At 35.9% G+C, this 12,030-nt stretch carries 12 protein-coding genes and 1 pseudogene; 8 read left to right on the forward strand and 5 right to left on the reverse strand.

All coding sequences use genetic code 11. The features are described 5' to 3' along the window. The first annotated feature begins 106 nt into the window (after positions 1-106). The 4 genes from AC3RVG_RS13350 to AC3RVG_RS13365 are packed head-to-tail and all read left to right on the forward strand — an operon-like array spanning position 107 to position 2,578. Positions 107-535 (forward strand): VOC family protein, encoded by a 429-nt coding sequence (locus AC3RVG_RS13350; RefSeq protein ID WP_489691972.1) that lies wholly within the window; start codon positions 107-109, stop codon positions 533-535. Beyond that, the gene (locus AC3RVG_RS13355; protein WP_489691973.1) at positions 532-1,572 is read left to right on the forward strand and encodes an AI-2E family transporter; all 1,041 of its coding nucleotides are present in this window, start codon (positions 532-534) and stop codon (positions 1,570-1,572) included. Before AC3RVG_RS13350 ends, AC3RVG_RS13355 begins: the two co-directional genes overlap by 4 nt. Positions 1,573-1,586: 14 nt before the next feature. After that, positions 1,587-2,072 (forward strand): DCC1-like thiol-disulfide oxidoreductase family protein, encoded by a 486-nt coding sequence (locus AC3RVG_RS13360; protein WP_489691974.1) that lies wholly within the window; start codon positions 1,587-1,589, stop codon positions 2,070-2,072. Between the two features lie 59 nt (positions 2,073-2,131). Beyond that, positions 2,132-2,578, forward strand: a complete 447-nt coding sequence (locus tag AC3RVG_RS13365) for a YkvA family protein (protein WP_489691975.1) — start codon at positions 2,132-2,134, stop codon at positions 2,576-2,578. 25 nt (positions 2,579-2,603) lie between these two features. Here AC3RVG_RS13365 and AC3RVG_RS13370 read toward each other — a convergent pair whose 3' ends face one another. From AC3RVG_RS13370 to ffh, 3 genes and pseudogenes are all read right to left on the reverse strand, one after another. Next, positions 2,604-3,485 carry a bifunctional 5,10-methylenetetrahydrofolate dehydrogenase/5,10-methenyltetrahydrofolate cyclohydrolase gene (locus AC3RVG_RS13370; RefSeq protein WP_489691976.1) on the reverse strand — a complete coding sequence of 294 codons (882 nt, stop codon included), beginning with the start codon at positions 3,483-3,485 and terminating at the stop codon, positions 2,604-2,606. Positions 3,486-3,524: 39 nt separating this feature from the next. Continuing rightward, positions 3,525-3,887: pseudogene (locus AC3RVG_RS13375) on the reverse strand (four helix bundle protein). A 59-nt stretch (positions 3,888-3,946) separates the two neighbouring features. Beyond that, positions 3,947-5,275, reverse strand: coding sequence for a signal recognition particle protein (gene ffh / locus AC3RVG_RS13380; protein WP_489691977.1), 1,329 nt, complete (start codon positions 5,273-5,275; stop codon positions 3,947-3,949). 264 nt (positions 5,276-5,539) lie between these two features. On the opposite strand from ffh, the gene nhaA reads away from it, so the two are divergent. Next, positions 5,540-6,877 carry a Na+/H+ antiporter NhaA gene (nhaA, locus tag AC3RVG_RS13385; protein ID WP_489691978.1) on the forward strand — a complete coding sequence of 446 codons (1,338 nt, stop codon included), beginning with the start codon at positions 5,540-5,542 and terminating at the stop codon, positions 6,875-6,877. Here nhaA and AC3RVG_RS13390 read toward each other — a convergent pair. Together AC3RVG_RS13390 and AC3RVG_RS13395 are read right to left on the reverse strand one after the other, a co-directional pair. Further along, entirely contained in the window at positions 6,874-7,980 is a 1,107-nt protein-coding gene (locus AC3RVG_RS13390; protein WP_489691979.1) for a sensor histidine kinase, read from the reverse strand. The genes nhaA and AC3RVG_RS13390 overlap by 4 nt on opposite strands. A 3-nt stretch (positions 7,981-7,983) precedes the next feature. Beyond that, on the reverse strand, positions 7,984-8,763 hold the full coding sequence (locus tag AC3RVG_RS13395) for a LytR/AlgR family response regulator transcription factor (protein WP_489691980.1): 780 nt from the start codon (positions 8,761-8,763) through the stop codon (positions 7,984-7,986). Between the two features lie 354 nt (positions 8,764-9,117). Between AC3RVG_RS13395 and AC3RVG_RS13400 the strand changes: the two genes are divergently transcribed. From AC3RVG_RS13400 to AC3RVG_RS13410, 3 genes are all read left to right on the forward strand, one after another. After that, the gene (locus tag AC3RVG_RS13400; RefSeq protein WP_489691981.1) at positions 9,118-10,860 is read left to right on the forward strand and encodes an FG-GAP-like repeat-containing protein; all 1,743 of its coding nucleotides are present in this window, start codon (positions 9,118-9,120) and stop codon (positions 10,858-10,860) included. A 97-nt stretch (positions 10,861-10,957) separates the two neighbouring features. Then, positions 10,958-11,419, forward strand: coding sequence for a GNAT family N-acetyltransferase (locus tag AC3RVG_RS13405; RefSeq protein ID WP_489691982.1), 462 nt, complete (start codon positions 10,958-10,960; stop codon positions 11,417-11,419). Then, entirely contained in the window at positions 11,419-11,979 is a 561-nt protein-coding gene (locus tag AC3RVG_RS13410) for a hypothetical protein (protein WP_489691983.1), read from the forward strand. The genes AC3RVG_RS13405 and AC3RVG_RS13410 overlap by 1 nt, the downstream gene beginning before the upstream one ends. Positions 11,980-12,030: the final 51 nt, after the last annotated feature.

Raw genomic sequence — 12,030 nt, forward strand, 5'->3', positions numbered from 1 at the left:
ATTACAAAAACCCTTTGTTTTGCAAAGGGTTTTCTATGTTTAAACCCATTGTTATGGCAAATCCAAGAATTAAAGACGAACTCATTCACGCTTTAAGAAATAATTAATGAGCAACCAATTAAGACCTTTCCATTTGGCAATTCCTGTAGATAATCTGGAACGTTGCCGAGCTTTTTACAGCAACACACTTGAACTTCCCGAAGGTCGCAGCAGCGATCATTGGGTAGATTATAACTTTTTTGGTCATCAGCTTGTAATTCATTTAAAAGAAAAAATATCTGAAGAAGATAAAAGCAGTAATCCGGTAGACGGTAAAGATGTGCCAATACCACACTTTGGCGTTGTGCTAGATATGGAGAGTTTCAAACTATATTCTGAAAAACTAATACAAAAAAACGTTACCTTCATCATTGAGCCTTACGTCCGATTTAAAGGACAGGTGGGAGAACAAGCTACCATGTTTTTTAAAGATCCGGCGGGAAACGCGCTAGAATTTAAAGCCTTCGCAGATTTAACACAATTATTCGCAAAATGATTAAAGAAATACCCCCTCAAATAATTCGACAAGTATTTGTTATTCTGCTTGTAATCCTGATGGGCAGCCTTATTTTTAGGGAAATGCTGCCTTATCTTACGGGTGTTTTAGGAGCCATTACCATTTATGTTTTAATGCGAAAGTGGATGTCTACACTAGTGAATAAAAAAAATTGGAACCCATCCCTAGCCGCAACAGTACTTATGTTATGCTCTTTTGTGGGTATACTTATTCCCGTTGCAGGTATTGTTTTAATGCTTACAAATAAGATAGGTGAAGCAGTTCAAAATTCTGAAGAAGTTGTTCGCGCCTTTAAGAAACAACTCGGGACAATTGAAGATAAATTTGGCTACGATTTAAGCTCTCAAATTGACACATCAGCAATTACTGGGTGGATTTCTGAGAATCTACAAAGTCTTGCAGGAGGAACATTTAACGCATTTATTGCAATTGGGCTAATGTATTTTATGCTCTATTATATGCTTACAAACCGTAAGGAATTACGCGGCTCATTAAAGGATTATATCCCAATGGATCAGAAAAACCTCAAAGAAATTGGCGCTGAAATTCAAACGATGGTGCGTTCCAATGCTTTAGGAATTCCGTTGGTGGCAGTAGCACAAGGTGTCGTGGCGCTAATTGGATTCTTAATTTTTAGTATTGAAGATCCCTTCTTTTGGTTCGTAATTGTTACCATTGGTAGTATGATTCCTTTTGTGGGAACCTTAATAGGAATTCTTCCCGTATTCGTACTAACACTGTCCACCGGTCACAGCTTTCAAGCGTGGGGAATACTTATCTACGGTTTTGTGGTTGTGGGCTCCACAGACAATATAATACGGCTGTATGTTTTGAAGAAATTAGATAACGTTCACCCATTAATTACACTTATTGGGGTAATTGTTGGGGTGCCGTTATTCGGTTTTATAGGTTTAATTTTTGGCCCGCTACTTATTAGTCTATTTATAGTTATCGTTCGTATTTATAGGAAAGAATACGGAAAAGAAGATAGTATTACGAAGCTGGAAAGTTTGTAATAATAACAATATATATGTTTTCGAAAATTGAAAAAACGGCCTTTCCTCCCACCACAAAACCAATGATGGTGTGGGATGGCGAATGTGGTTTTTGTAAATATTGGATTACGCGCTGGCATTCTAAAACCGAAGATCGTATTGAATATAAAACATTTCAGGAAGTTGCTCAATACTTTAAAGACATACCTTTAAAAGAATTTAAAAAAGCATCACGCCTCATTGAAACAGACGGCACAATATATAGCGGTCCCGATTCTGCCTATAAAAGTTTTACTTATTTTGAAGATAGCACATCGCGCTGGCATAAGTGGTACAGAGAATACAACTGGTTTACGAATGTTAGCGACCACACTTACAATTTTATAGCAAAGCATCGAAGTTTTATGTTTATGCTTACAAAGCTCTTCTTCGGAAAAAATCCGGAAGAATTAAAACCGTATTGGTTTCTGTTGCTACTTTTTGTATTTTCAATAGTTTACGTACTACTGAAATTTTTATAACATAATTTTAAAAGTATTCATTTTTCAATTTATTACTTTTAAAATAAAAACAATAAACTATGTTTTTCGGAAAAAAGAAAGATAAGAAATTATCCAATATAGCTATGATGGACTCCAAGGTGAGTGAAAGTTATGTGGAAGAAAAAGTTACCAAAATTCAAGATCACGAAATTGAATTGGTAATGGACAATGAAGAAGCTATTTCAAAAAAACTAAGCAATGCAGGGCCCCTGCGCAAATACGCGGAATTGGGTAAAATTATGTTTGCCATGCTTAAGGATGTGAAAAAAGGCAAATATCCACATGTGCCATGGTTTACTATCGCAACTATTGCAGTGGCTTTATTGTACGTTTTTAATCCATTAGATTTAATTCCAGATTTTATTCCTGGCATCGGTTATATTGATGACTTGGCAGTTCTTTCCATTGGTATGGGATGGATTGAAACCGACCTGCATAAATATTTAGACTGGAGATTAAAAGAAGGAGAATCAGAATCTACTTAAAATCAGTCAAATCGAATTAAATTTTCTAATTAGCTTTTCGTTGCTCCCGCGCTAGTAATGTATTTTTCAATAGCATGGCAATAGTCATTGGCCCTACTCCTCCTGGAACTGGTGTGATGAAAGATGCTTTTTTACTAACGTTTTCAAAATCTACATCGCCAGTAATAACGTAACCTTTGGGATGATTTACGTCTTCAACTCTAGTAATTCCTACATCTATAATTACTACATCGTCCTTTACCATTTCGGCTTTTAAGAAATTTGGAACGCCCAATGCTGAGATAATAATGTCTGCTTGGGTAGTAATTTGTGCAATGTTTTTTGTGTTACTATGTGTAAGGGTCACGGTACTATTTCCCGGCCAACCTCTACGGCTCATTAAAATACTCATCGGTCGGCCAACAATGTGGCTACGGCCAATAACAACTGTATGCTTTCCTTTTGTATCCACTTCATATCGTTGAAGCAATTCAAGAATACCGAATGGAGTTGCAGGAATAAACGTACTCATATCCAACGCCATTTTTCCGAAATTTTCCGGATGAAAACCATCAACATCTTTTGAAGGGTCTACGGTAAGTAATACTTTTTGCGTATCAATTTGAGGAGGCAGTGGCAATTGCACGATGAACCCATCAATATTGTCGTCATCGTTAAGTTCCTTTATTTTTTTCAGCAATTCCAGTTCACTGGTAGTATGTGGCATTTTTATAAGCGTAGATTCAAATCCAACGCGTTCGCAAGCCCGCACTTTACTGCCCACGTATGTAAGGCTAGCACCGTCATCGCCAACTATAATAGCTGCTAAATGCGGCACCTTTTCGCCATTAGCCTTCATTTTATCAACTTCGGCTGCGATTTCGTTTTTAATATCGTTGCTTACTTTTTTTCCGTCTAAAATTGTCATTTGTAAAAGTATTCAGTGGCAGTTGCAGTTTTCAGTAACTCAAACTCCAAATTTGCCAGGATTATCAATCATATAATTTATTAGTCTGCCTATTTCTTCACTTCTTTTATTGAGATCAGTTTCTATTTCAACTGAAATATACCCCGAAAACATAGCAAATTGTAACCATACTTGTGTTTCAGAATTCTCTGCATCACTATCAGTCAACTTACTGATAAAATGCTTTTCATATTTTCTTTTTCGGTAAGCTTCAGCAATATTGGCACAGACAGAACGAGAACTTCATCGAATTTGGTCAGTAAGTGAAAAAGTTTCCTCTTTGGGAAAGGTTTTGGAGATTTCAAAAATTTCCATTGAAAGAGCAAATCCTTTTTGATACGCCAATAAAGTTTTGAAACTCATATTTAACTAAACTTAAAACAGAAACAACTACCTACTGCCACTGAATACTGCAACTTATTTTAACGCATCTTCCCCATTGCTTGCATCATCTTTCTTCCGCCACCACCTTGCATCATCTTCATCATTTTGCTCATTTGTTCGAATTGTTTTAACAGCTGATTTACCTGTTGAACGCTGGTTCCGCTTCCTGAAGCAATTCGTTTTTTTCGACTTCCGTTTATTACAGTAGGCTGGGTTCTTTCGGCTGGGGTCATAGAGTGAATTATTGCTTCAATGCCTTTAAAAGCATCGTCATCAATATCTACATCTTTTAACGCTTTTCCGGCGCCGGGAATCATTCCCACCAAATCTTTCATGCTTCCCATTTTCTTAACTTGCTGAATCTGGGTAAGGAAATCGTCAAAGCCAAATTGGTTCTTCGCAATTTTCTTTTGAAGTTTTCTGGCTTCCTCTTCGTCAAATTGTTCGTGTGCTCTTTCAACCAAAGACACAACATCTCCCATCCCCAAAATACGATCGGCCATACGGGCTGGGTGAAACACGTCTATGGCGTCCATTTTTTCGCCTGTACCAATAAATTTAATCGGCTTGTCTACTACACTTTTAATAGATATTGCAGCACCCCCGCGAGTATCACCATCTAGTTTTGTAAGTACAACCCCGTCAAAATTAAGTCTTTCATTAAAGGTTTTTGCAGTGTTTACAGCATCTTGCCCTGTCATTGCATCAACTACAAAAAGTGTTTCATGCGGAGCAATTGCTTTATGAACGTCAGCAATTTCAGTCATCATTGCCTCATCTATGGCAAGACGACCAGCAGTATCGACAATTACAACATTAAAGCCGTTTTCTTTAGCGTATGCTATGGCGTTTTGTGCAATTTTAACCGGATTTTTATTTTCTGGTTCACTATAAACTTCAACGCCTATTTGATCACCAACCACGTGCAATTGGTTTATTGCCGCTGGACGATAAATATCGCAGGCAACCAAAAGTGGTTTTTTTGTTTTTTTTGTTTTTAGATAATTGGCAAGTTTTCCAGAGAAAGTAGTTTTACCACTACCCTGAAGACCAGACATTAAAATTACCGTTGGCGTGCCGCTTAAATTGATTCCGGCAGTTTCGCCACCCATCAATTCAGTAAGCTCATCTTTTACCAACTTCACCATCAACTGACCTGGCTGCAACGTAGTTAATACGTTTTGACCCAAAGCCTTTTCTTTCACTGTATTGGTAAATTCCTTAGCAGTTTTAAAGTTAACATCGGCATCCAAAAGGGCGCGGCGTACTTCCTTTAAAGTTTCGGCTACGTTTACTTCGGTAATGCTGCCGTGACCTTTCAGTACGTGCAACGCTTTGTCTAGCTTATCGCTTAAATTATCGAACATATTCTTACTTTCTATTTAATAGTTGACCCCCTTTATAAATGCTTCGGAGTTCGCGGTGCAAAGATAAAAAAAAGTAGGCAGTATTCAGTGCTTCGACTTGGTTGAGCATTGGGTTTTTTTCATTATTCATCATTTATGCTTCGGTTTAGAAGCTTTCACCAACAATATTTGAAGAATTTTAAAATTTTTCTGAAATGAATTCACGGCTGTATGTTCTAAATAAATTCTGCCGATTTTGGTATATTGCACTTTCGAAAATATAATATGATAAAACAAAAAGTACTCTCTCCTTTTCAAAAATTCGTCAACCTCCAAAGCTCTACCGGAATATTGCTGTTGGCAACTACAATTATTGCTTTAGTGTGGGCAAATTCTGCCTTCGCCGATAGTTATCAATCTTTTTGGCAATATGAAATAGGCGTGATTACTGATAGTTTTGAACTCAAAAAATCGCTGCTACTTTGGGTGAATGATGGGTTGATGGCTATTTTCTTCTTTTTAATTGGACTTGAAATTAAAAGAGAGTTTCTAATTGGCGAGCTAAACACAACCAAAAAGGTAATGTTCCCGCTATTTGGAGCACTAGGCGGAATTGCCTTGCCAGTAATTCTTTACATTGTTTTAAACGAAAATCCAGACACCTTAAAAGGCTGGGGAATACCAATGGCCACTGACATTGCTTTTTCTTTGGCAATTTTAAAAGTGCTTGGCAATAGAGTGCCCTTAAGTTTAAAAATATTCTTAACAGCATTTGCAATTGTTGACGATTTAGGCGCCGTGCTCGTTATTGCAGTATTTTATAGTAGTAGCTTAAATCTGGTACTTTTAGCAGCCGCTTTAGGACTTTTAGCTGTAATCTACTTAATGAGTTATAAAGGGCTTTATTCAGAATTTATAACCATTATTGCTGGTATTATTGTGTGGCTTTTATTTTTAAAAGCTGGCTTACACCCTACTCTAGCCGGAGTATTAATGGCTTTTGCAATTCCCGTTCGTCAAAAAATAAGTACACACGAGTTTACAGATCATTTAGAAATAATCGTTGGTAACATTAAACAAAGTACCGTCCTTCAAAAACCGCTACTTTCTTCTGAACAATTGCACCTAATTGACGACTTGGAAGGTTGGGGAAATAAATACCGCTCACCCTTGCAACATTTAGAGCATAAGCTGCACAATTGGGTGGCGTATTTGGTAATCCCTGTTTTTGCTTTGGCCAATGCTGGGGTAGCCCTTACTAGTGACGGCGGATTGGAAAATGCTTTAATTGTAAACATTATAATCTGTCTTATTTTAGGAAAGAGTATTGGTATTTCGGCAATTATATTTACCGCCCGTAAACTAAAAATTATAGATGTGCCGTCAGACATTTCCAACAAACAGATCGTGGGTGTTTCATTCTTGGCAGGTATAGGTTTTACGATGGCTATATTTATTGCTAGCCTCGCCTTTAATAGCAGTCCAGAGTATATAGATTCTGCTAAAATTGGAATCCTTATTGGGTCTACTCTTTCTGCTATAATTGGTTTTAGTATTCTTCGTTTTAATACTGTTAAGGGAGGATTTAATCACAATCCTAATCGCAAACAAGTAGAAGATTAAATCACTTTTTTCAAAGGAATTTTTATTACAGTGAAAACGCCTTTACCTTCGGCGTTTTCAATTGTAAAATAAACATCGTTTCCGTAAAGCGAATTTAATCTGTCTTGTGTGTTTTTTAAACCCGTTCCTGCTTGAAGTAACTTTTTAAAGGAAGCGTTTAATAGCTCTCCGTCATTATAAATTTCGATATTTAGGTAGTTAGACGATTTATAAATTTTCAGATTTATATTTAGTTCCGTGGTATTATATCCATACCCGTGTTTTATAGCATTCTCAACTATTGGCTGTAAAAGCATATGTGGTACTAATTCATTTTCTACATCGCTTTTAATATCCTTTTCAATAGACAGATGGTCTGAAAATCTAACAGATATTATTGAAATATATTTATCGAGAAGCGCTATTTCTTTATGAAGTGCTATTAAATTCTCGTCTTTAAAATCTAAGATATCACGAAACAAATCACCAAAATCTGCAATTAAATTTTGCGACTTTTCCTTATCGATCTCAATTAAGGCCGAAATACTATTTAGCGTATTAAAAATAAAATGTGGATGCAGTTGCGCCTTGAGTATATTTAGTTTAGATGTCGCTAACTGAATTTCAATTTGAGCCTTTTGAAGCTCAATATTCTGCACTTTTTTTATGTAGTAATAGACATTTATTATACCTATCATTGCAAAATACACCAAGAAATTAAGCTCCACCACTGCTATAAATTGATTGAAAGAAAGATATCGCGAAGCCTGAGACAAAGCTATGTCACCTACAATTATTGAAATGAGAGCAGTTACTGCAAAAATAAAATAGCCAATAAAAAAGGAGAAGAAAAGGTGTACCCAAATAATTTTTTTCCACCCTTTTGCGCCCCATTTTTCAAACATTAATTTTGTGATGTAGCTTATAAAAGCCATAAAAACAATCACTACTATCCAATCTACAAAAACGCCATAACTAAACAACTCCCCCCAACTTAAAGGGCCGTAACTGCTCGTGCCCTTAACTTTCCAATAACTCTTTTTTATTTGCACCAATATCACCACAATGGTGTAAAAAATAGCTAAGTATTTAAGAAGCTTTATATCTATGTATTTTTTCAGCATTGTTTAAACTCCAATAATTTTTTGGAAATCTTTTCGATAACTTTTACTTACTCTGAAAAGTGAACCATCTTTCATTTGTGCATCAATTTCACCAAAATTTGAATGAATTACTTTCTCTAAAAAATTGGTATTTATTATAGTGGAGCGGTGAATTCTGAGCATTTTTTTGCTTTTCATATGATCCATAAGATTTTGAAGCGAATCGCGAAGCACATGTTTTTTATCGAGTGTACAGATTTCAACATAACTCCCAGAGGCCAGAATGTATTGTATATCCGAATATTCTAAAAATGAAACGGTATTGCCAGTCTTTACAGGAAGTTTACTATTTAAATCGTCAGTTCTATGGTTGGTTTTTCCATCTTCAATATATTGCAATAACTTCTGAAAATTAGTTTCTAAAGTGTTTTCAGATTTAGATTTAAATTGTTGTCTTGCTCTTTCAACGGCTTGTCGAAAACGTTCTTTTTTATAGGGTTTCAACAAATAATCAAGTGCCAAGGTGTCAAAAGCTTTTACAGCGTAAGTGTCAAAAGCAGTAACAAAAATCACCATTGGCTTTTTAGAAATATGCAACTCTTGCAAAACATCAAAACCGCTCATATCCTTCATCTGAATATCTAAAAATATAAGGTCTGGCCTATAGCTTTCTATAGCCGAAATTGCTTCCTTTCCTGTTTTACATTGCCCGAGCAATTGCAAATCTTCTATTTCGTCAACCAAAGTGAGCAAACGTTTTCTTGCTAAAGGTTCATCATCAATTATTAGGCAACTAATATTCATTGTAAGGAGTAATCAATTTAGATTTTAAAGATATTTAAAAGTAAATGTAGCAAACCTAGCAATCATTTTAATGAATTTGTAATTATCCATTTCAAAATCACCATCTTTCAAACCCTTATTTAGGAGATTCACATCAAAGATTGAGCTGTTTGTATCATTCTATTTAACTGTTGGTTTTCAGCTTTGCGATTTGAAAACTTAAATATCGAATTAATTTTTACAACAATTAAAAGGTGATTCAAAACAATATTCTTCCGTTCACAACATAACCCCATACTTCAGTGAGATTTCGTGTTAATTTCACATTTACAAAACGCTTGTAACCGTTTAAAACAAATTCAAAAACCATTAATTATGACACGATCATTACTGCTTTTTATCCTTGGCGCCTCTTTATTTTTCATCCCAAAAACAAGGGCACAATCATTTGAAGAAAAAAATTTTCAAGACATTACAACAACACCCTCTGCCTCGCGAAGTGCAAATTTTATTGATGTAAATGGCGATGGATGGGACGATATATTCTTTACTAATGGCCCTTCCTCTGGCCAGAACAACATGCTTTATATTAATAACGGCGACGGTACTTTTACTACTGTAAATGACGACGATATTGTTCTGGACAATGACCGCTCAGATGGCGCGAGCTTTGCAGATGTTGACAACGACGGCGATTTAGACGCTGTAGTTGTAACCTACGGAAGAAATGGCACAGGGAAAAAAAATTATTTCTACCGAAACAATGGCAACGGCACTTTTACATACGAATCCGATAACGCCATTGGAATTCCGTTAACGTATTCCGAAATGGCAAATTGGATCGATCTCAACAACGACCAATTATTAGATGCTTACGTTACAAACAGCGTAGTTTCAACCCGAAATCTTTATTTTGAGAACCAAGGTGATGGCTCATTTGAAGCGGTAACTGGCTTGTCTATTACTAGTGAAACTCTAGCTTCACGCTCTATTAACTGGATAGATTACGATGGCGATGGCGACAGTGATTTGTTTATTGCGAATGAAAACAATGCCAAGAATTCACTTTTCAAAAATGATGGCCCAGATAATTTCACCCAAATTACAAATCTTTCTATTACACAAAACGGGAAGAATTCTGCTGGCAGCTCGTGGGCAGATGTTGACAACGACGGAGATTTCGATCTTTTTGTGGCGAATTGGGACGGACAAAACAATCAGCTTTTTATAAATGAAAACGGGATTTTTATAGAACAAACAAATTCTGCAATTGCGCTAGAAACCGGAAGCTCTTTTGGCTCTGCTTTTGCCGATGTTGATAACGACGGCGATTTAGATTTGTTGGTTTGTAACGCATATTTCCCAGGGCAGGTTACAAATTCACTCTTTATAAATGACGGAAACGGCAATTTTACCAAAATCACAAACGGTGCCTTGGCAAACCATCAAGGAAACACCTTCGGTTGTGCCTTTGGCGATTATAACAATGATGGCTGGATGGATGTTATTTTGGCTAATACACTTAACGAAAACCAGAACAATTCGTTATTTAAAAATACAGGAAGTGGAAATAATTGGATAAAAATTCGCTGTGCTGGAAATCCATCAAATGGCTCTGCGGTTGGCGCAAAGGTTAAAATAAAAGCCTCTATAAACGGGAATGAGGTTTGGCAAACCCGCCAAATTGAGGCCGCAAGCGGTTATTGTAGCCAAAACAGTTTTACTAACCATTTTGGATTGGGCGATGCTACAACTGTTTCTGAAGTAATAATTGAATGGCCTTCGGGAGCAGTGGAAACTTTTACTGATATCGAGGAAAATAATACTTACTTGGTAGTTGAAGGCAACGGAATACAATTGGGCACAAATTCTCCAGTTAAACAAGGTTACATAGTTTATCCTGTGCCAACCAAAGATATTTTGGTAATCAATTTTCCAATATCTCAAATTAATTCTACAGTGGAAATTTTCGATTTAAATGCTCGTAAAGTAAAAGAGCAAATCAATAATTCTGAAAATTCAATTACAATAGATGTGAGCAATCTAATTGCTGGTGAATATGTTCTCAACATAACAAACAATAACAATACAACATCTCAAAAAATAATCATTCAATAAAAATCTACTATTTCTATATTTTAGATGAACGCGTTCGATTTTCTAAGTGAAAATTAGACGCGTTTTTTTATCTTCACTGCATCGAAAGAGAACTCCAATGAAGCTTTTACGTACAGATTCTAAAAATCAAGATTTTATTGCTTTGGTGAAGCACCTTGATGTTGAGCTCACCATTCGTGATGGCGACGACCATGCTTTTTACGACCAATTCAATAAGTTAGATTCCATAAAACATGTAATCGTTGCTTTTGATGAAAACAACACACCTATTGGCTGCGGCGCCATTAAACAGTTTGCAGCTGGAACCATGGAAGTGAAAAGGATGTTTGTGCCACTAGAGCAGCGTGGAAAGGGAGTTGCGGTTGCAATTTTAAAAGAACTAGAGACTTGGGCTACCGAATTAGGCAATACTAAATGTATTTTAGAAACAGGCATTAAACAACCCGAAGCAATTGCGCTTTATAAAAAATGTGACTATCAAATTTCTGAAAACTACGGGCAATACAAAGGAGTTGAAAAAAGTATTTGTTTTGAGAAATTACTAAAAAAGATTATCTAATGAAGCTAAAATCTAACGCTGCTTCTTCCGAACTTACCTCTCCTTTTTATAAAATAAACCAAGATTTCTGTAGAGAATTTGAAAACTACATCGCTAGTAAAAATGGTAGTGTAAAAGGCAATTACAATGCTTGGTCTTATTTTATTCAAGCTAAAATATTGGCTCCATTGCCTTGGAAATTAAAATACAAAAAAGCCACCTACACTTCCACAGGAAACTTGATTCTTTCCTCCAAAAAACAAAACCTGCTTACCCTTGTTGAATGGTCAACCCAAATGGCTGGCTCTTTTAATTCAGAATTTGCTATTACAAAAAAAGGAAATTTTGAATTTATAAAGAAGCTATTTAATGAATCAAAACCATTCTACGGATTGAAACAGTACGTTATCCGTGGCACGGAAAATAAAGCGACTCTTTTAAACAAACTACACCCTATTTTGGAACATCTTTTTCAGTCTGGCGAAGTTTATTCTATTATTCTGAAGGATGACGTTTTAACCATTTCACTTAGAACTGAAGCGCATCATTTTGAAACATTTGAAAATTTGCTGAAGATTTAATTCACTAATCCTTGAAAAAAAAACTTCAACTACTGCAATAAAATCATTCTT

Source organism: Aequorivita sp. IT1282 (assembly GCF_058068205.1).